An 18495-nucleotide genomic window follows, 5' to 3' on the forward strand; every position below is an offset into this window, starting at 1 on the left:
TTGGTGGCCCCGGCGACGGGGCCGCCTGATCGGTGTGATGAGGTGGGTTATGCACGCACACGTACAAACAGATGAACAGCGCATTGGCGGCAGCCTGCGCTTCAACGGGATCGGCAAAACCTTTCCCGGGGTGAAGGCGCTGGACGGCATCAGCTTCGTCGCGCATCCGGGGCAGGTTCATGCCTTGATGGGCGAGAACGGCGCCGGTAAATCCACACTGCTGAAGATCCTCGGCGGTGCTTACACGCCGAGCAGCGGCGACCTGCGGATCGGCGAGCAGACGAGGGTCTTCAAATCCACTGCCGACAGCATTGGCAGCGGGGTCGCGGTGATCCATCAGGAGCTGCACCTGGTGCCGGAAATGACCGTGGCCGAGAACCTGTTTCTTGGGCATCTGCCGGCAAGTTTCGGCCTGATCAATCGCAGCGTTTTGCGGCAACAGGCACTGGCCTGCCTCAAAGGCCTGGCCGATGAAATCGATCCACAAGAGAAAGTCGGGCGCTTGTCCCTCGGTCAGCGGCAACTGGTGGAAATCGCCAAGGCGCTGTCCCGTGGCGCGCATGTGATTGCGTTCGACGAACCCACCAGCAGCCTGTCGGCGCGGGAGATCGACCGCTTGATGGCGATCATCGGTCGTCTGCGCGACGAAGGCAAAGTGGTGCTCTACGTCTCCCATCGCATGGAAGAGGTCTTCCGCATCTGCAACGCGGTAACGGTGTTCAAGGACGGTCGCTTCGTGCGCACCTTCGAGGACATGAGCGCGCTGACCCATGACCAGTTGGTGACGTGCATGGTCGGCCGCGACATTCAGGATATCTACGATTACCGCAGCCGCCCGCGTGGCGCGGTGGCGCTCAAGGTTGACGGTTTGCTGGGGCCGGGTTTGCGTGAACCGGTGAGTTTCGAGGTGCACAAGGGCGAGATTCTGGGTCTGTTCGGCTTGGTTGGCGCGGGCCGCACCGAGCTGTTTCGCATGCTCAGCGGACTTACCCGCAACACGGCCGGACGCCTGGAGTTGCGTGGACATGAACTGAAACTGCGTTCACCGCGCGATGCCATTGCGGCGGGGATTCTGCTGTGCCCCGAGGACCGCAAGAAGGAGGGCATCCTGCCGCTCGCCAGTGTCGCCGAGAACATCAACATCAGTGCTCGTGGTGCTCATTCCACCTTCGGTTGCCTGTTGCGCGGGCTGTGGGAAAAGGGCAACGCCGACAAGCAGATCAAGGCGCTGAAGGTGAAGACGCCCAACGCGGCGCAGAAAATCATGTACCTGTCCGGCGGCAATCAGCAGAAGGCGATTCTCGGTCGCTGGCTGTCGATGCCGATGAAAGTCCTGCTGCTCGATGAGCCTACACGCGGCATCGACATCGGCGCCAAAGCCGAGATCTACCAGATCATCCACAACCTGGCCGCCAGCGGTATTGCGGTGATTGTGGTGTCCAGCGACCTGATGGAAGTCATGGGCATTTCTGACCGCATCCTGGTGCTCTGCGAAGGCACGATGCGCGGCGAACTGACCCGCGAACACGCCAATGAATCCAACCTGCTGCAACTGGCTTTGCCACGCCAACGCGCTGCCGACGTGGCGAACTGAGAGGTGACTATGACCATCCAAAACAACGCTCTGCCAACCCCGCGCAAACCGCTGGACCTGCGACGCTTTCTCGATGACTGGGTAATGCTGCTGGCGGCCGTCGGGATCTTCGTGCTCTGCACCTTGCTGATCGACAACTTCCTGTCGCCGCTGAACATGCGGGGTCTGGGCCTGGCGATTTCCACCACCGGAATTGCCGCCTGCACCATGTTGTATTGCCTGGCGTCGGGGCACTTCGACTTGTCGGTGGGCTCGGTGATTGCCTGCGCCGGCGTGGTCGCGGCGGTGGTGATGCGCGACACCAACAGCGTGTTCCTCGGCGTCAGTGCGGCGCTGGTGATGGGGCTGATTGTCGGGCTGATCAACGGGATCGTGATCGCCAAGCTGCGGGTCAATGCATTGATTACCACGCTGGCGACGATGCAGATCGTTCGTGGCCTGGCTTACATTTTTGCCAACGGCAAAGCGGTGGGCGTGTCCCAGGAGTCATTTTTCGTCTTCGGTAACGGCCAGTTGTTCGGCGTGCCGGTGCCGATTCTGATCACCATCGTTTGCTTCCTGTTTTTCGGCTGGCTGTTGAATTACACCACCTACGGGCGCAACACCATGGCCATCGGTGGCAACCAGGAAGCGGCGTTGCTGGCTGGGGTAAACGTTGACCGAACCAAGATCATCATCTTCGCCGTGCACGGGGTGATTGGTGCATTGGCCGGGGTGATTCTGGCGTCGCGCATGACCTCGGGTCAGCCGATGATTGGCCAGGGTTTCGAGCTCACAGTGATCTCGGCTTGCGTGTTGGGCGGGGTGTCGCTGAGCGGCGGGATCGGGATGATTCGGCATGTGATTGCCGGAGTGCTGATTCTGGCGATCATCGAGAATGCGATGAACCTGAAGAACATCGATACCTTCTATCAGTACGTGATTCGCGGTTCGATCCTGTTGCTGGCGGTTGTGATCGACCGACTGAAACAGCGCTGATTTTCCCCGGGGGAGCAGGATGTCCGGCACATGGATACTGGATGTGCCGACGCCTTCGCGGGCAAGCCTCGCTCCTATAGTACCGTGCAGATCCCCCTGAGCGAGGCTTGCCCGCGAAAGCGGTCTGTCTGTCACACAATCCAGCCACAAAATATCCCTTGCTCGCCCTAATCCCTTTCGGTTATCACTTTGTACATGGTTAGACAGGTACGATTTGACAAGAAACAACGGATTATCGATGAGCTTGTCCGGCGCATCGAAAGCGGCCTCATGGAGGACGGCTTGCTATTGCCGGGTGAACATCAGTTGGCTCAAGAATTCAAGGTCAGCCGCGGCACGCTGCGTGAAGCCCTGGCCGAACTGAAACGGCGTCACTACATCGCCACGCAAAGCGGAGTCGGTTCCATCGTTACTTACGACGGCGTAGTGCTCGATCAGAGCAGCGGCTGGGCCCAGGCACTGGCGGACAGCGGGGCGTTGATCAATACCGAAGTGCTGCGGCTGGAGGCGGTGACTCGGCCTGACCTGCTGTCGCGGTTCGGCACCGATCAATTCATTACCCTCGACCGTCGCCGGCGCGCCACCGACGGCACGCTGGTGTCTCTGGAGCGCGCGTTGATGCCCGCGACCGGAGGCCTGGAAGGCCTGCCGCGAGTGGGACTGATTGATAACTCCCTGACCATCACGTTGGCTGCCTACGGCTATGTCGGCGAGCACGGCGATCAGTGGATCGGTGCTGAACCCTTGAACGCCGAAGACGCCGAACTTCTCGGGCGCCCGGTCGGCACGGTATTTCTCAAGGCCCTGCGCACCACCTACGACCGTCAGAACCGTTTTATGGAGCAGGTCGAAAGCCTGCTCGATCCGGTGCACTTTCGCCTGCATTTGCAGTTTGGAGCTCCAAAATGACCGCGCTCAACCGTGCCCTCGGCGCGTTCTATGGACTGGCCCTGGGCGATGCGCTGGGCATGCCGACCCAATCCCTGAGCCGCGCCGAAATCAAGGCGCGCTTCGTTGAAATTACCGATCTGCAAGACGCCGGCCCCAATCAACCGATTGCCGCGAACTTGCCCAAAGGTTCGATCACCGACGATACCGAGCAGGCGATTCTGGTCGCTCGGTTGTTGATCGAGGGCGAGGGCCGGATCGAACCGGCGGTACTGGCCCAACGATTGATCGAGTGGGAAGCCGGGATGCAGGCCAAGGGCTCGCAAGACTTGCTCGGCCCTTCGACCAAACGCGCGATCGAAATGATCCTCGCCGGCCACTCGCTGGAAGAGGCGGGGCGCTATGGCACCACCAATGGCGCGGCGATGCGCATCACCCCGGTGGGGATTGCGGCCGATGTCGCCGATCCTGAGCGTTTCATCCGTGCCGTGGTGCAAGCCTGTCAGGTGACCCACAACACCACGCTGGGGATTGCCAGTGCGGCGGCGGTGGCGGCAGTGGTTTCCGCCGGGATCAACGGCATGGACCTGGGCGAGGCGTTGAACCTTGGCCAGCAATTCGCGCAGCAGGCAGAAAGTCACGGCCACTGGGTCGCCGGCGGGCGGATTGCCTCGCGCATCAGTTGGGCGCGGAGTATCGGCATCGACAGCGACAAGGCGTTGCTGGCGGATTTGCTGTACGACGTGATCGGCACTTCGGTGGCCGCACAGGAATCGGTGGTGGTGTCGTTTGCGCTGGCCCAGCAAGTGGCCATCGGCGAGATGACGGCCTTTGAAGCGCTGTGCATGGCCGCGAGCCTGGGCGGTGACACCGACACTATCGCGGCGATGCTCGGCGCGATGCTCGGGGCCTGTCTGGGGCTTGAGAGTTGGCCGATGGCGATGATCGAGCAGGTTAAAGCGGTTAACTCGTTGGAGTTGGAACCGTTGGTAAAAGGTCTGTTGGCTTTACGTTGACTGAGCTGGCCCCCATCGCGGGCTTGCCCGCGATGAATACGCCGCATACTTGAATTTTTCACCCGCAATGGAATGCACAAACACGGGCAGGACAGCCGGCTGTTGTTTTGTCCTCCGAGATTGCCCACACCATAACAATTGCAAGGAGCATTTTCATGAGTTCATCGAACGCCGGGCAAAGCGCCGGACAACTGGAAACCCGTGGTATAGAACCGGTGCCGGAGGGGGAGTGCAACGGTCATCCGCTGCAACTGTTCTGGGTCTGGTTTGCGGCCAACATTTCCATTCTCGGCTTGCCGTTGGGTGCCACGCTGGTGGCCTTTCGCGGCCTGGCGATCTGGCAAGCGATCATCGTCGCGATCCTTGGTGCCGCCGGTTCTTTTGCGGTGGTGGGGATCATCTCCATTGCCGGTCGTCGTGGCCGCGCACCGAGCCTGACATTGTCGCGGGCGATCTTCGGCGTACGCGGCAATATCGGCCCGACGCTGGTCTCGCTGATGTCGCGCCTGGGTTGGGAAACGGTCAATACCACCACCGCCGCGTTCGTCCTGCTGTCGCTGTGCTCGATAGTGTTCGGCTCGCCGGTGGAAGCCAAAAGCGCGCCGCTGCTGACCCTGGTGTTCATCGCGATTTTCGTGCTGCTGACGTTGTCGGTGTCCGGTCTCGGCCACGCCACATTGTTGGTGATCCAGAAATGGGCAACCTATGTGTTCGGTGCGCTGAATATCCTGGTCGGTGGTTTCCTCTGCGCGACCATCGATTGGAGCGCCGTATTCAATGCCACGCCAGCACCGCTGAGCGCGATGATCATCGGCATCGGCACCATGGCCGCCGGCACCGGGATCGGTTGGGCCAACGCCGGCGCGGACATGTCGCGCTACCAGCACCGCAGCGTCAAAGCGGTGCGCCTGGTGGCGTCGGCGGCGTTCGGTGCGGGGATTCCGCTGGTGCTGCTGATCACCCTTGGCGGTCTGCTGTCGGTGGGTAACAACGATCTGGCCTCGGCCACTGACCCGATTGTCGCGATCCGCGACATGCTGCCGAGCTGGATGGCGGTGCCGTACCTGATCACCGCGTTCGGCGGGCTACTGCTGTCGAACAACCTGTCGGTGTACTCCGCCGGGCTGACCACCTTGACCCTCGGTCTGAAGGTCAAGCGCGTGTACGCGGTGGTGGTCGATATCGTGGCGATCTTCGCCGGCTCGATCTACTTCATGCTGATCGCCGAGAGCTTCTACGGTCCGTTCATTACCTTCATTTCCTTGCTGGCGGTGCCCATCACGGCGTGGGTCGGAATCTTCGTGGTCGACCTGATCCATCGTCATTACTACAGCCCCAAGGACCTGCTGGACGTCAGCCCGAGCAGCGCCTACTGGTATCGCGGCGGCGTCGAATGGCGTGCATTCGGTGCGTGGGCGGTGGCGATTGTGTTGGGTTTCAGCTTCACCACCATTGGCACCACTGAACAAGATGTCTGGTTCCGGGGCTTCCTGTCCGACTCATGGCTGGGCCACAACGGCTTGGGCTGGATCGTGACGTTCGTGGTGGCTGGCGGGATTTACTGGGTGCTCGGCGGCGCCAAGGACCGTCGTACCGCGTTGCTCGAGCCTGCGCATGTCTAGGCTGCTGCACACCGGCCAGGTCATCATCGACCTGGTCATGGCCGTGGACAAATTGCCTCATTCGGGCGGTGACGTGCTGGCGCAATCCGCCCATTTTGAGGCGGGCGGCGGTTTCAATGTGATGGCCGCGGCCCGACGGAACGGCTTGTCGGTGGTCTACCTCGGGCGCCATGGCAATGGCCGTTTTGGTGATCTGGCCCGGGAGGCGATGACGGCAGAAGGCATTCGGATCGGCATCGCTCACCGTGCTGAGCGCGACACCGGGTTGTGTGTCGCACTGACTGAAGCCTCGGCCGAACGCACGTTCATTTCCTACATCGGTGCCGAAGGCGAATTGACCGCCGAAGACCTGGCGAGTGTGCCGGCCGAGGCGGGCGACTTTGTCTATGTCAGCGGCTACAGCCTGCTGCATGCCGGCAAGGCTCAGGTGCTGGTGGATTGGGTGCTGGAGTTGCCGGACGGGATCAAAGTGGTATTCGATCCGGGACCGTTGGTGGATTCGCCGGACGCACCGCTGATGAAGGCCTTGCTGCCGCGCATCGATCTGTGGACCAGCAACCGTGTCGAGGCGCTTCGGTTTACCGGGGCGTCGGACACTGCCGAGGCGTTGAATATTTTGGCGGATCAGTTGCCGACGGACGCCCTGGTGGTGGTTCGCGATGGGCCGCAGGGTTGCTGGATCAGCCAGCATGGCGACCGTCAGCAGGTGTCGGGATTCAAGGTCTCGGCCGTCGACAGCAACGGTGCGGGGGATGCCCATGCCGGGGTGTTTGTGGCCGGGTTGGCGCAGGGCTTGTCGGCGGCTGAAGCGGCACGGCGGGCGAACGCGGCAGCGGCGTTGGCGGTCACTCGTTGGGGGCCGGCGACTTCGCCGGGGGCGGCGGAGGTGGACGCGTTGATCCGCGAGACTTTTAGCGCCTGATCAGCCGCCATCGGCCCTCAAATTCACCCTCAATCCTGACTTTCAACCCGCCTTGCGCAACGCCTCGATCAACTCTTGCTTGCGCATGCTCGAGCGCCCCGGAATCTTCTTCGCCCGGGCTTCCCTCATCAGGCTGTCCACCGTCTGGGTATCGCGTGACGCCTTGCTGTTGCGCGGTTTGCCCTCACGGGTGGCGACTGCACGGCGGGCTGATTCCTTGCGATCGGCAGACTTGGCAGCGGCCGGTTTCTTGCGTCCCGAGCCGCCGGCGCGCTCACCGCCACCCGACTGCTTGTTTACCGTCGCCCAGGCGCGGGCCTCGGCTTCATCTTTCGACACGCCTTTGCGTTCGTAGCTTTCTTCGATGTGTTCGGCCTTGCGTTTCTGCTCGGCGGTGTATTTGTCTTTGCTTCCACGAGGCATGGGATTTCTCCTGGCTATAGGAGCTGGCGCAGGCTTCGCCAGCTCCTGCTCGGTTAGTTATCCAGTTTGCGCGCCGCCTCAACCCCAGCGGCGCTGAGTTTGATCGGCAGGTTCAGCGAGTGCTCGCCGGCTTCGTTGCAGATCACATGACCGTGCTGGATCAGCCCACGCTCCTGCAGCGTCGCAAGGGTGCTGGCCACGACTTTCTCCCCCCGGTAATTGTCCAGAACCTCCTTGCCCAAGCCGCTTGGATGGGCATGCAGCAGGCGGGTCAGGACTTCTTTTTCCAGGTTTTTATCGACGTTCATGGTGACCTCTTGGTTGGGATGGACGAGTGTTGCTCCTCGCTCGCATTGGCGAGCCCTTACTCGATATTGGTCCGTCCCCGACCGGGATTGGTGCCTGATGAACGACGAGCGGTGTGGCTCTGGCTCCTCAGCCGACGCCGATTTCTTCCTTGAACAGCTCCATGAATCCCTTCAAGCGTTGATGGCGAACCTGTGCCAGACGCTGGCCGGTGGTCGTTTGGAAGCCGTCCGCCAGGTGCAGCAATTTGGTCTGGAAATGATCGAGGCAAAAGCGTTTGTCATCGTAGTCCCGCTCGTTTGCCTCCGGGTCCACAGGGTCGTACAGCGCGCTACCCATGCGCCCGGCAATGTAGAAAGTACGCGCCACGCCGAGCATGCCAAGGGAGTCGAGGCGGTCGGCGTCCTGGATGATTCTGGCTTCGAGGGTCGTGGGTGTGATGTTGGCGCTGAAGCTATGGGCCTCAATGGCATGGACGACCGCAGTGATTTTTGCGTCAGGCCAATCCATGGCTGTCAGCACTGTCGACGCTTTCTGCGCCGCCAGCCGTGACGCCTGGGAACGCAGCGGCGAGTTCTTCTCCACCGCCACGCAATCGTGCAACAGCACGGCGGCCAGCAGCACCTCAAGATCACCGCTTTCTTCAGCATGAAGCGTGCGCACGTTGTGCCATACCCGTTGCAAGTGCGACAGATCGTGGGCGCCATCCTCGCCAGGTTCCAGCGCATGGGGCAGCAGTTCAGAAGCCAGATTCTGCAGAGGTGCGAAAGCAGCGGTGCTCATAAATGTCCTAAGTATGAAAACGCTTTTGTGGCGAGGGAGCTTGCTCCAATGCCAGTAAGTTAAACCGTAAATGCAATCCGTAGCAGCTGCCGAGCCTGCGAGGCTGCGTTCGGCTGCGCAGCAGTCGTGAATCCGGCTGACGCGGTCTGCCTGACGCACCGCAAGTTCTGGTTTGACGACTGCTTTGCAGCCGAACGCAGCCTCGCAGGCTCGGCAGCTGCTACGGAGAGTGTGTTACGGCTGAGATTACTTAGCGAATCGACATTAGCCACAAAGGCCCCCTCCATCATTTCAAATGTGACGAGCGCCGCGCGCGGACTTAGTATGGCGTTTTCAACTTTTGACAAGGCACGTCCATGACGATCGAAATCCGCCCGGCAACCCCCAGCGATGCTCCGCAAATCCTCGCGTTCATCACTGAACTGGCCGACTTCGAACGTGCCCGCCACGAAGTCATCGCCAGCGTCGCCGACATCGAGCGCAGCCTGTTCAGCGAAGGCGCCACCGCCCATGGCCTGATCTGCCTGCGCGATGGCCTGCCGATCGGCTTCGCGGTGTTCTTCTTCAGCTATTCCACCTGGCTGGGCAGCAATTGCCTGTACCTCGAAGACCTCTACATCACCCCTGAACAACGGGGCGGCGGCGCCGGTAAAACCTTGCTGCGCCACCTGGCAAAAATCGCCTGCGCCAACGACTGCGGCCGTTTCGAATGGAGCGTGCTGGACTGGAACAAACCGGCGATTGAATTCTACAAATCCCTAGGCGCACAACCGCAGGAAGAGTGGGTGCGGTATCGGATGGATGGGGCGGTGTTAAGGGATTTTGCCGAGGGCGGCTGATCGATTGATGGCGATCTGATACGCATCGGTTGTCTACACCGCTCTAGTCCGGCATTCTGTGCGCCTTTTGCGCGCTCACGGACGACACTTGCAATGCCCTTGGCACTCTTCCTCCACGCCCGTGGAGCCTTTGCTACGTCAATGAGTGACTGGCGATGAGCGGACTTCGGGCGACGATGCGTTTGTATGGCCTGGTGAAAAACCTTGGCTCCACGGACGACCGCCATCGCCAGCCGGTGGACATCCTTTGCACTCTCAACCGCACGGGCGGTAAGGCGATCCGGGCGTTCGTCTCGCGTCTGGATGCCGAGTTGATGACGCGTAGTCGCGGTCTTGAGGAGTACCGCGTTGTTCCGCTTCGCACGTTCGATCCAAATCAGTTGATCCAGGATCAACAGGGCTGGCTGACGCTACACGTCTGCTGTGGCTTCGTTGTCCTGGCGGATCAATCATTATTGAATAATGGCACATTGTTACCCATGGGCTGGTACGTCTATTCCGACATCGGTCAATGGACCGCAGAGCATTACATCGACTTCGGCCCGCAGATGACCAGCCTGCTGCAAACATCCTATGACCGGATCGGCTTGCGCGACTACAACGCCTGGCTCAACGACTTCGACAGCGTCTCGGATGCGGATATGGAATGGCAAGTCGCCGAGGCCTGGCAAACCCTTCACAACGTTTCATCTCCCAGCCATGACGATTGTCACGCGCTATTCGACCCGGTCGATAACCGCTGGCGCTTCGCCGCGGCCGAAATTGATATCTATCAGCCTCACCCTGAACCTCAGTAGCAAGGAGCTTTGACTTGAGTGGAAAACCCGCTGCGCGCGTCACCGACCCGACCGCGTGCCCGTTGCCGGGCCATGGCACCAACCCGATCGTGTCCGGTTCCCCGGATGTGTTCTTCGACGGCCTCGCCGCTGCACGCATGACCGATAAATCCGCCTGCGGCAGCCCGATCACCGGCGCCGTCTCCAGCACGGTATTTATCAATGGCCTCAACGCTGCAACGCTCGATAGTACTGGTGGTCACGGCAACGTGGTGGTTGGTGGCTCCGGAACTGTGATTATTGGGCAAAGTGGAGGAGGCGCTGCATTTAGTGGATTGCTGCCGATGCCGGTGCACTTCACGGACAGGTTGCAAGTGGTCAATGAGGCGACTGGAGAGCCGGTTCCCTATCACCCCTACACCATTCAGCGTGGGGACGGCAGCGAAGAGCATGGCATCACGGATGCGTCCGGGTTTACCCATACCGTCAGTTCGCATTTGGCTGAAACCATTAAATTGTTTGTGGAGTGACCAAGGATGGCCGGTGAAAACGCGACGGTAGAAACACCCTTGGCAAAAAGAGAGGTGAAAACTCATACGCTTACGTGCAAGACAGATCAGTCTGTCAAGCAGGTTTCTGTTGGCTTACGAGATTTGGTTATATTTTTTATAGGTGGCGCGGGGGATCAAGAAAGCTATTATCTTACTGGCCCTAATAATAACATTGGTTATGTTCGTGATATAGCTATTGCAGATGCAAAAAAGTTGAATATATTTAATCGCTGTCCTTCGTGGGCTCTCAGCTATAATGCATTTATTAGTGATGAAGACTTAGAAAAGAATGTAATCAGTCGAATACCCAATTGCTCCACAGCGGTTTACATTGTGGGCCATAGTCTCGGTGGATGGAATGGTGCTCATTTATCTAGTATTTTGACCGATAGGGGGTTTAAAGTAAAGATGTTGATGACTTTAGATCCTGTCGGTGAGGGTAAAGTTGTTTACGGTATATCAAACATTTACAGGCGAGAGCCAAAGCCGAAAGCCGAATACTGGGTGAATATTCGAGCAGCTGCTGTCAACTGGAATTTTTCGGATCTGGTGGCAGACTTTGGTGAGCAATGGGAAGTCACGCAAGGTCCGAATGTCATGGGCAGGGTCGATATCAACCATGCGGATGCCAACCTGATGTTTATGCAAGTATTGCCAACCGGAAAGTCGGCTCGTCAGATATTCAATGAGTCTATTTTAAGCTATTTCAGGGAGTGATATCTGTATGCGTAAGCTCTGTCTTTTTTTTGTAATTTTAATGTGCTCGGCCTGTTCTTTAAATCATGGAAAACCTATCGCTACGCTCCATTATTCAAAAGTTGAACAGCTTCGAGATACAGGTATCTATCAAGTTTATTTTACGTCTGATGTGGCGATTCTCGGATTGTTCAAGTCACGAATTGGTGAAGGGCTTGTATGTTCGTTGGAAGATGACATGGATTTCTCTCAAGCGCATCACATTAGACGTTCCGGTTTTGGCTTTGTAGAAAGGGTTGTGGACAGTCCACAAGAAATCTATAAGGCTGACGTTATTTTCAGTGAGTCTGAAAGTGGTAAGGGAGGGGAGAAGTATTTGCAGGGTGAAGCATTAGTCCCGTTGTTGAGAGGGCGTGATTATATTTCTTGTGTGTTTAGAGTTCATACCACCACATACAAGACGTATTTCTCAAACCTCATGTATGTACCAGTCGGAGAGTTGTTGAAGGCTGCCACTAAAAAGTAAAAGTAAAAAACTCCCTGCCAATAAGGCTCGCTGTTTTAAAAGGGCAAGCGGCCTTATCACTCCGTTGCTTCCCAGTTACCGCTCATCAAACTCTTGAAAATCCCGGTCTTCCCTTCATCGAAGGCCGATTTCCAGTACGTATACCCCTGACTGAAATCAGCAATCTCGGCGGTCTAACCCACGCGGTGGGTGAGGCCGAGTTGCAGAGCTTTGGCGAAGAAAATCTAGCTATATTTGTAAATCCCATAATGTGGGAATGATATTTATATATTGAGATTTCTCTGCGTCCAGGTCTATAGTCCAGCTCACTCACTGCCAAAAAACAAAACAGGTGAAGCGATGCTGGCGCAATTGATCGCGCTCGATTGGGGGACAACCTCATTACGTGCTTACAAACTCGGCTTCGGTGGCCAGGTGCTGGAACAGCGGGCGCTGTCGTCCGGAATCATGCAGCTGCCCAGGACGCCGCGAACCATCGCCGGTCAGGCATGCACCGACGGTTTTGAACTGGCCTTCGATGAGGCTTGCGGTGACTGGCTCGACGCGCAGCCAGATTTGCCGGTGATTGCCTGTGGCATGGTCGGCAGTGCTCAGGGCTGGCGCGAAGCGGCTTACTGCGACACGCCGGCGAATGTCGCCAATCTCGGAACTTCCCTACAAACCGTTCGCAGTCTTCGCGGTGTCGATGTGCATATCGTGCCGGGTGTGATTCAGCGTTCGCGCTTGCCCAACGTCATGCGCGGCGAGGAAACCCAGGTGCTCGGTGTGCTGCAGAATCTGCCGAGCGGGGCGGGTAGCGATCTGTTGATCGGCCTGCCGGGCAGCCATTCGAAATGGGTGGAAGTGGCCGACGGCTGCATCGTGCATTTCGATACCTTCATGACCGGCGAAGTCTTCGCCGTGCTCAGCGAACACAGCATTCTGGGGCGTACTCAGCAGCGCGGTGGGGCTTTCGATGGCGATGCTTTTGACCGTGGCGTGCAAGTGGCGCTGTCGGCGGATGGCGAGATCGGGCCGCTGTCGACGTTGTTCAGTGCCCGCAGCCTGGGGCTGACCGGCGAGCTGAGCGCTACCGCTCAGCCGGACTATCTGTCCGGCCTGTTGATCGGCCATGAACTGTCGGCCCTGGCCAATGTTCAGCGGCGTCGACGCAATAGCGTGCACCTGCCCTCGATCATCCTTATCGGCAATGCCCAACTCTGCACTCGCTACAGCCGGGCGCTCGACGCCTGCGGTTTTACCCGGGTGACCCTGGCCGAGCAGGCCACCGAACGCGGCTTGTGGCAGTTGGCGGTCGCCGCCGGACTGGTCACTGCAAACCCATCCCGTTAAACCTGACTGGAGGTCTGACATGCTCAAGCAAGCATTGGCACAAAACGGTCTGATCGCGATCTTGCGTGGCCTGCGTCCGCAAGAGGCGGCAGCCGTCGGCGAAGTCCTGTATTCGGCCGGATTTCGCGTCATCGAAGTGCCGCTTAATTCCCCTGAACCGTACGAAAGTATCCGCATCCTGCGCAGCACATTACCCGCCGATTGCCTGATCGGCGCGGGCACGGTGTTGACGCCGGAACAGGTCGAGCAGGTGAAAGCGGCGGGCGGCCAGGTGATCGTCATGCCCCACAGCGATGCCAAGGTGTTGCGCGCGGCGAAGGCAGCGGGGCTGTTCCTGTCGCCGGGCGTGGCGACGCCGACCGAAGCCTTTGCCGCGCTGGCCGAAGGGGCGGATGTGCTGAAGATGTTCCCGGCCGAGCAGATGGGCCCAGCCGTAGTGAAAGCCTGGCTGGCGGTGTTGCCCGCGGGGACGGTGCTGGTGCCGGTGGGCGGGATTACGCCAGACAACATGCAGGTGTTTGTCGAGGCCGGCGTCAAAGGTTTCGGTCTCGGCTCCGGGTTGTTCAAACCGGGCATGACGGCTGACGAAGTAGCGGTGCGCGCCAAGGCATATGTCGCTGCATGGAACGCTCTGCGTTAAGACTTTCTGGCGCTGTGAGCGCTGCATCTACAAGAGAGACAATAGAGATGAAAATCACCAAACTCACCACCTTCATCGTTCCGCCGCGCTGGTGCTTCCTCAAGGTCGAGACCGACGAGGGAGTGACCGGTTGGGGCGAGCCCGTGGTCGAAGGCCGCGCGCACACCGTCGCTGCTGCGGTCGAGGAATTGTCCGACTACCTGATCGGTAAAGATCCACGCAACATCGAAGACATCTGGACGGTGCTCTACCGTGGCGGCTTCTACCGGGGCGGGGCGATCCACATGAGCGCGCTGGCCGGTATCGACCAGGCATTGTGGGACATCAAGGGCAAGGCGCTGGGGGTGTCGGTCAGCGATCTGTTGGGCGGCCAGGTGCGGGACAAGATCCGGGTGTATTCGTGGATCGGTGGTGATCGCCCGGCGGACACTGCTCGCGCCGCGAAGGAAGCGGTCAGCCGTGGTTTCACCGCGGTGAAAATGAACGGCACCGAAGAGTTGCAGTTCCTCGATTCCTTCGAGAAAGTCGACCAGGCGCTGGCCAACGTTGCCGCCGTGCGCGATGCGGTCGGCCCGAATGTCGGCATCGGCGTGGACTTCCATGGTCGGGTGCACAAGCCGATGGCCAAGGTGCTGATGAAGGAACTCGACCCGTACAAACTGATGTTCATCGAAGAACCGGTGCTCAGTGAAAACTACGAAGCGCTGAAGGAGCTGGCGCCGCTGACCAGCACACCGATTGCCCTCGGTGAGCGGTTGTTCTCGCGTTGGGATTTCAAGCGTGTGCTCAGCGAAGGCTACGTCGACATCATCCAGCCTGATGCGTCCCATGCGGGCGGCATCACCGAAACCCGCAAGATCGCCAACATGGCCGAAGCCTACGACGTGGCGCTGGCGCTGCATTGCCCATTGGGGCCGATTGCCCTGGCGGCGTGCCTGCAACTGGACGCGGTTTGCTACAACGCGTTCATTCAGGAACAGAGCCTGGGCATCCATTACAACGAGAGCAATGACCTGCTCGATTACGTGAAAGACCCGCGAGTGTTCGACTACGACAAAGGCTTCGTGAAGATCCCCAATGGGCCGGGCCTGGGCATCGAGATCAACGAGGAATACGTGATCGAACGCGCCGCCGTCGGCCACCGTTGGCGCAATCCGATCTGGCGCCATGCCGATGGCAGTTTTGCCGAGTGGTGATACTCACGCGGTGATCGTTCCCACGCTCTGCGTGGGAACGCCTCACCGGACGCTCTTGGGCCGTATGGCTGCGTTCCCACGCAGAGCGTAGGAACGATCAACCACCATGACCTCAATAAACATAAGAAGAGGCACCCCCATGCAACCGCAAACCCTCACCGGGCAGGCGTCGTTGGTGACGCCCAGTCGCAAGCGCTTTTTCATCATGGTCCTGTTGTTCATCACGGTGGTGATCAACTACCTGGACCGCAGCAACCTGTCCATTGCCGCCCCGGCGCTGACCAGCGACCTGGGCATCGATCCGATCCACGTCGGGCTGATTTTTTCCGCGTTTGGCTGGACCTACGCCGCCATGCAGATCCCAGGTGGCTGGCTGGTGGACCGGGTGCCGCCGCGCATTCTCTATAGCGTCGCATTACTGCTGTGGTCGCTGGCCACGGTGATGCTCGGCTTCGCCGCCAGTTTCATTGCATTGTTCGTTTTGCGCATGGCGGTCGGTGCACTGGAAGCGCCGGCGTACCCGATCAACAGCCGCGTAGTGACAACCTGGTTCCCCGAGCGCGAACGCGCAACAGCCATCGGTTTCTACACCTCCGGGCAGTTCGTCGGCCTGGCGTTCCTGACGCCGGTGCTTGCCTGGCTGCAACACCAATATGGCTGGCACATGGTGTTTGTCAGCACTGGTGTGGTGGGCATTCTTTGGGCGGTGATCTGGTACGCGGTGTATCGCGAACCACGGGATTTCAAGGGCGCCAATGACGCGGAAATCGAGCTGATCCGCGAGGGTGGCGGGTTGGTGGATATTCAGGCCGAAGCCGCCAGGGCCAAGGCGAAATTCAGCTGGATCGACCTCGGAATTGTCCTGAGCAAGAGCAAATTGTGGGGCATTTACCTCGGCCAGTTCTGCCTCAATTCGACTTTATGGTTCTTCCTGACGTGGTTCCCGACTTACCTGGTGAAATATCGCGGCATGGACTTCATCAAGTCTGGCTTGCTGGCGTCACTGCCGTTTCTCGCAGCGTTTGTCGGCGTGCTGTGCTCGGGGTTCTTCTCGGACTTTTTGATCCGTCGCGGCTACACCGTAGGCTTCGCCCGCAAGCTACCGATCATTGGCGGACTGCTGATTTCCACCTCGATCATCGGCGCCAACTTCGTCGAATCGACGCCGCTGGTGATTGCCTTCCTCGCGCTGGCTTTCTTCGGCAACGGTCTGGCCTCGATCACCTGGTCGCTGGTGTCGACCCTGGCCCCGGCACGCTTGCTCGGACTGACCGGTGGGGTGTTCAATTTCATCGGCAACCTGGCGGCGATTACCACGCCAATCGTCATCGGTTTCCTTGCCTCCGGTGATTCGTTTGCCCCGGCGATCACCTATATCTCTGTTCTGGCGTTGCTGGGTGCGCTGTCCTACGTGTTGCTGGTGGGCAAGGTCGAGCGTATCAAGTTGTAGTCGCAGCCGTCCGGCGACCATAATGCCGCCCGTTCCCTCGCTCAACGGTAAAGGCTGGATATGCAGGAAGACGCCCCAAAAATCGCCAAGGACGCCGCGCCGACCGGCACCCAGACACTGCTTCGTGGCCTGGGTGTGGTGCAGGCGGTGGCCAGTGGCGCCCGCGATCTCAAGGAAATCGCCCGGCTGATCGGCACGACGCGCAGCACCACCCATCGTCTGGCCAGTTGCCTGGTGGACGAGCGTTATCTGCGGGTCGTGCCGCAGGTCGGCTATCTGTTGGGGCCGAAACTGATCGAGCTGGGTTTTCAGGCGCGCGAAGAGCTGCCGTTGGTGACGCTGGCCGGGCCGTATCTGGATGAGTTGTCGGCATTGACCGGCGACACCATTCACCTGGCGATTCGTGAAGGCGACGAGGTGCTGTACCTGCTCAAGAATCCGGGGCGCAATGGCCCGGAAATGCGTTCGCGGGTCGGCCATCGCATGCCGTTGGCGCGTACCGGGATTGGTAAGGCGCTGATGCTCGATGACTCGCAGGAAGAATGGCAACGGCTGTATGAAATCAGCTTGCCGGTGGGCGGGAAAAATCAGTTCTGGCCGCAGCACCCAGAGCAATCCTGGGAGCAGTTTCAGCAGCGCATGATCGAGTACGTGGCCGGCGGTTATGCCTTCGACCTGGAAGACAACGAACCGTCGATCCGCTGCGTGGCGGCACCGATTCGCGATGCCAGCAAGCGCATTGTCGCCGGCATCAGCATCGCCAGCACCGTGCCGTACATGCCGCTGGAAAAAATGGCCGAGCTGATTCCCCTGATCAAAGGGGTCACAGCCCGGCTGTCGGCGGAGTTGGGCCTGAAGGTTTAGAGTTTCAGCGTCGCCATGTCGATCACGAAGCGGTATTTCACGTCACCGGCGATCATGCGGGTGTAAGCCTCGTTGATCTGGTGGATGTCGAGCATTTCGATGTCGCAGGAGATGCCGTGCTCGGCGCAGAAGTCCAGTACTTTCTGGGTTTCGGCGATGCCGCCGATCAGTGAGCCGGCCAGCATGCGACGACCCAATACCAGTTTGGCAGCATGCACCGGCGGATCGATCGGCTCGATCAAGCCCACCAGAATGTGCACGCCGTCGAAACGCAGGGTATCGAGGTAGGGGTTGAGGTCGTGCTGCACCGGAATGGTGTCCAGCAGGAAGTCGAATTGTCCGGCGGCGGCCTTCATCTGTTCGGCATCGGTGGACACGATCACGTGGTCCGCGCCTTGGCGACGACCTTCTTCAGCCTTGCTCGCCGAGCGGGTGAACAAGGTCACCTCAGCGCCCATCGCCTTGGCGAACTTGATCCCCATGTGACCGAGACCGCCCATGCCAAGAATCCCGACCTTGTCACCGGCCTTCACGCCGTAGTGCTTGAGCGGCGAGTAGGTGGTGATGCCGGCACATAGAATCGGCGCGGCGCTGGCCAGGTCGAGCTTCTCCGGGATGCGCACGACAAAGTGCTCGCTGACCACGATGCTGTCGGAGTAACCGCCCATCGTGTTGCTGCCATCGACCCGGTCCGGGGTGGCGTACGTCATGGTCGGGCCTTCGAGGCAGTATTGCTCCAGATCGGCCTGGCAGGCTTCGCAATGGCGGCACGAGTCGACCATGCAACCGACGCCGACCAGATCGCCGACTTTGTGTTTAGTAACGTTCGCGCCGACGGCGGTCACTTTGCCGACGATCTCATGGCCGGGCATCAGCGGGTAAACCGCAATGCCCCACTCGTTGCGCGCCTGGTGGATGTCGGAATGGCAGACGCCGCAGTAGAGAATCTCGATTGCAACGTCGTCGGGCCGTGGACTGCGGCGTTCGAATTTCATCGGGGCGAGGGGAGTGGTGGGCGACTGAGCGGCGTATCCGATGGCGGTGTACATGGTGAACCTCGCAAAGCAGTGACAGGTGAGGCGAGCCATTCTGG

The 18495-nt window shown here is 59.7% G+C and carries 20 protein-coding genes; 16 read left to right on the forward strand and 4 right to left on the reverse strand.

What is annotated here, in order from left to right:
* The first annotated feature begins 49 nt into the window (after positions 1–49).
* From araG to LOY28_RS07535, 6 genes are all read left to right on the forward strand, one after another.
* Complete coding sequence (araG, locus tag LOY28_RS07510; RefSeq protein WP_019650447.1) at positions 50–1594, forward strand: L-arabinose ABC transporter ATP-binding protein AraG; 1545 nt, start codon at positions 50–52, stop codon at positions 1592–1594.
* 9 nt (positions 1595–1603) lie between these two features.
* Positions 1604–2572 carry an L-arabinose ABC transporter permease AraH gene (gene araH / locus LOY28_RS07515; protein ID WP_018926203.1) on the forward strand — a complete coding sequence of 323 codons (969 nt, stop codon included), beginning with the start codon at positions 1604–1606 and terminating at the stop codon, positions 2570–2572.
* Between the two features lie 195 nt (positions 2573–2767).
* The gene (locus LOY28_RS07520) at positions 2768–3481 is read left to right on the forward strand and encodes a GntR family transcriptional regulator (RefSeq protein WP_026286427.1); all 714 of its coding nucleotides are present in this window, start codon (positions 2768–2770) and stop codon (positions 3479–3481) included.
* On the forward strand, positions 3478–4476 hold the full coding sequence (locus LOY28_RS07525) for an ADP-ribosylglycohydrolase family protein (RefSeq protein WP_258613290.1): 999 nt from the start codon (positions 3478–3480) through the stop codon (positions 4474–4476). The genes LOY28_RS07520 and LOY28_RS07525 overlap by 4 nt, the downstream gene beginning before the upstream one ends.
* A 155-nt stretch (positions 4477–4631) precedes the next feature.
* On the forward strand, positions 4632–6098 hold the full coding sequence (locus LOY28_RS07530) for a cytosine permease (RefSeq protein WP_018926200.1): 1467 nt from the start codon (positions 4632–4634) through the stop codon (positions 6096–6098).
* Positions 6091–7020, forward strand: coding sequence for a PfkB family carbohydrate kinase (locus LOY28_RS07535; protein WP_258613291.1), 930 nt, complete (start codon positions 6091–6093; stop codon positions 7018–7020). The genes LOY28_RS07530 and LOY28_RS07535 overlap by 8 nt, the downstream gene beginning before the upstream one ends.
* 42 nt (positions 7021–7062) lie before the next feature.
* Here the strand turns inward: LOY28_RS07535 and LOY28_RS07540 are convergent, their stop codons facing one another.
* From LOY28_RS07540 to LOY28_RS07550, 3 genes are all read right to left on the reverse strand, one after another.
* Positions 7063–7443: a Rho termination factor N-terminal domain-containing protein gene (locus LOY28_RS07540; RefSeq protein ID WP_018926198.1), complete on the reverse strand. Its 381-nt coding sequence runs from the start codon at positions 7441–7443 to the stop codon at positions 7063–7065.
* A 53-nt stretch (positions 7444–7496) separates the two neighbouring features.
* Entirely contained in the window at positions 7497–7751 is a 255-nt protein-coding gene (locus LOY28_RS07545) for a hypothetical protein (protein WP_018926197.1), read from the reverse strand.
* Positions 7752–7878: 127 nt separating this feature from the next.
* The gene (locus LOY28_RS07550; RefSeq protein WP_019582749.1) at positions 7879–8532 is read right to left on the reverse strand and encodes an HD domain-containing protein; all 654 of its coding nucleotides are present in this window, start codon (positions 8530–8532) and stop codon (positions 7879–7881) included.
* A 356-nt stretch (positions 8533–8888) separates the two neighbouring features.
* Here LOY28_RS07550 and LOY28_RS07555 point away from each other — a divergent pair, with 356 nt between their 5' ends.
* The 10 genes from LOY28_RS07555 (at position 8889) to LOY28_RS07600 (ending at position 17402) form a co-directional block, all read left to right on the forward strand.
* On the forward strand, positions 8889–9371 hold the full coding sequence (locus tag LOY28_RS07555; protein WP_018926195.1) for a GNAT family N-acetyltransferase: 483 nt from the start codon (positions 8889–8891) through the stop codon (positions 9369–9371).
* Positions 9372–9526: 155 nt separating this feature from the next.
* On the forward strand, positions 9527–10168 hold the full coding sequence (locus LOY28_RS07560) for a hypothetical protein (protein ID WP_258613292.1): 642 nt from the start codon (positions 9527–9529) through the stop codon (positions 10166–10168).
* Between the two features lie 14 nt (positions 10169–10182).
* Complete coding sequence (locus tag LOY28_RS07565) at positions 10183–10677, forward strand: PAAR domain-containing protein (protein ID WP_258613293.1); 495 nt, start codon at positions 10183–10185, stop codon at positions 10675–10677.
* A 6-nt stretch (positions 10678–10683) separates the two neighbouring features.
* On the forward strand, positions 10684–11415 hold the full coding sequence (locus LOY28_RS07570) for an alpha/beta hydrolase (RefSeq protein ID WP_258613294.1): 732 nt from the start codon (positions 10684–10686) through the stop codon (positions 11413–11415).
* Between the two features lie 7 nt (positions 11416–11422).
* On the forward strand, positions 11423–11920 hold the full coding sequence (locus tag LOY28_RS07575) for a hypothetical protein (protein WP_177325186.1): 498 nt from the start codon (positions 11423–11425) through the stop codon (positions 11918–11920).
* Positions 11921–12259: 339 nt separating this feature from the next.
* Positions 12260–13252, forward strand: a complete 993-nt coding sequence (locus LOY28_RS07580) for a 2-dehydro-3-deoxygalactonokinase (protein WP_258613295.1) — start codon at positions 12260–12262, stop codon at positions 13250–13252.
* 19 nt (positions 13253–13271) lie between these two features.
* Positions 13272–13892 carry a 2-dehydro-3-deoxy-6-phosphogalactonate aldolase gene (locus LOY28_RS07585; RefSeq protein WP_018926189.1) on the forward strand — a complete coding sequence of 207 codons (621 nt, stop codon included), beginning with the start codon at positions 13272–13274 and terminating at the stop codon, positions 13890–13892.
* Between the two features lie 47 nt (positions 13893–13939).
* Complete coding sequence (gene dgoD, locus LOY28_RS07590; protein ID WP_018926188.1) at positions 13940–15088, forward strand: galactonate dehydratase; 1149 nt, start codon at positions 13940–13942, stop codon at positions 15086–15088.
* A gap of 139 nt (positions 15089–15227) precedes the next feature.
* On the forward strand, positions 15228–16538 hold the full coding sequence (locus LOY28_RS07595) for an MFS transporter (RefSeq protein WP_258613296.1): 1311 nt from the start codon (positions 15228–15230) through the stop codon (positions 16536–16538).
* Positions 16539–16598: 60 nt separating this feature from the next.
* Positions 16599–17402 carry an IclR family transcriptional regulator gene (locus LOY28_RS07600; protein ID WP_018926186.1) on the forward strand — a complete coding sequence of 268 codons (804 nt, stop codon included), beginning with the start codon at positions 16599–16601 and terminating at the stop codon, positions 17400–17402.
* Here the strand turns inward: LOY28_RS07600 and LOY28_RS07605 are convergent.
* The gene (locus LOY28_RS07605) at positions 17399–18451 is read right to left on the reverse strand and encodes an NAD(P)-dependent alcohol dehydrogenase (RefSeq protein ID WP_258613297.1); all 1053 of its coding nucleotides are present in this window, start codon (positions 18449–18451) and stop codon (positions 17399–17401) included. The two genes, LOY28_RS07600 and LOY28_RS07605, sit on opposite strands and share 4 nt — an antisense overlap.
* Between the last annotated feature and the right edge of the window lie 44 nt (positions 18452–18495).

Origin of the sequence: Pseudomonas sp. B21-017 (genome assembly GCF_024749245.1) — a bacterium.
In the GTDB taxonomy this organism is placed as follows: domain Bacteria; phylum Pseudomonadota; class Gammaproteobacteria; order Pseudomonadales; family Pseudomonadaceae; genus Aquipseudomonas.

Excerpts from the sequence above, each read along its gene's own strand:
- LOY28_RS07605 (WP_258613297.1), bottom strand. The coding sequence starts at position 18,451 with ATGTACACCGCCATCGGATACGCCGCTCAGTCGCCCACCACTCCCCTC.
- LOY28_RS07545 (WP_018926197.1), bottom strand. The coding sequence starts at position 7,751 with ATGAACGTCGATAAAAACCTGGAAAAAGAAGTCCTGACCCGCCTGCTG.
- LOY28_RS07580 (WP_258613295.1), top strand. The coding sequence starts at position 12,260 with ATGCTGGCGCAATTGATCGCGCTCGATTGGGGGACAACCTCATTACGT.
- LOY28_RS07595 (WP_258613296.1), top strand. The coding sequence starts at position 15,228 with ATGCAACCGCAAACCCTCACCGGGCAGGCGTCGTTGGTGACGCCCAGT.
- LOY28_RS07600 (WP_018926186.1), top strand. The coding sequence starts at position 16,599 with ATGCAGGAAGACGCCCCAAAAATCGCCAAGGACGCCGCGCCGACCGGC.
- LOY28_RS07585 (WP_018926189.1), top strand. The coding sequence starts at position 13,272 with ATGCTCAAGCAAGCATTGGCACAAAACGGTCTGATCGCGATCTTGCGT.
- LOY28_RS07540 (WP_018926198.1), bottom strand. The coding sequence starts at position 7,443 with ATGCCTCGTGGAAGCAAAGACAAATACACCGCCGAGCAGAAACGCAAG.
- araG (WP_019650447.1), top strand. The coding sequence starts at position 50 with ATGCACGCACACGTACAAACAGATGAACAGCGCATTGGCGGCAGCCTG.
- LOY28_RS07535 (WP_258613291.1), top strand. The coding sequence starts at position 6,091 with ATGTCTAGGCTGCTGCACACCGGCCAGGTCATCATCGACCTGGTCATG.
- LOY28_RS07560 (WP_258613292.1), top strand. The coding sequence starts at position 9,527 with ATGAGCGGACTTCGGGCGACGATGCGTTTGTATGGCCTGGTGAAAAAC.
- araH (WP_018926203.1), top strand. The coding sequence starts at position 1,604 with ATGACCATCCAAAACAACGCTCTGCCAACCCCGCGCAAACCGCTGGAC.
- LOY28_RS07525 (WP_258613290.1), top strand. The coding sequence starts at position 3,478 with ATGACCGCGCTCAACCGTGCCCTCGGCGCGTTCTATGGACTGGCCCTG.
- LOY28_RS07530 (WP_018926200.1), top strand. The coding sequence starts at position 4,632 with ATGAGTTCATCGAACGCCGGGCAAAGCGCCGGACAACTGGAAACCCGT.
- LOY28_RS07550 (WP_019582749.1), bottom strand. The coding sequence starts at position 8,532 with ATGAGCACCGCTGCTTTCGCACCTCTGCAGAATCTGGCTTCTGAACTG.
- LOY28_RS07575 (WP_177325186.1), top strand. The coding sequence starts at position 11,423 with ATGCGTAAGCTCTGTCTTTTTTTTGTAATTTTAATGTGCTCGGCCTGT.
- LOY28_RS07520 (WP_026286427.1), top strand. The coding sequence starts at position 2,768 with ATGGTTAGACAGGTACGATTTGACAAGAAACAACGGATTATCGATGAG.
- dgoD (WP_018926188.1), top strand. The coding sequence starts at position 13,940 with ATGAAAATCACCAAACTCACCACCTTCATCGTTCCGCCGCGCTGGTGC.
- LOY28_RS07555 (WP_018926195.1), top strand. The coding sequence starts at position 8,889 with ATGACGATCGAAATCCGCCCGGCAACCCCCAGCGATGCTCCGCAAATC.
- LOY28_RS07570 (WP_258613294.1), top strand. The coding sequence starts at position 10,684 with ATGGCCGGTGAAAACGCGACGGTAGAAACACCCTTGGCAAAAAGAGAG.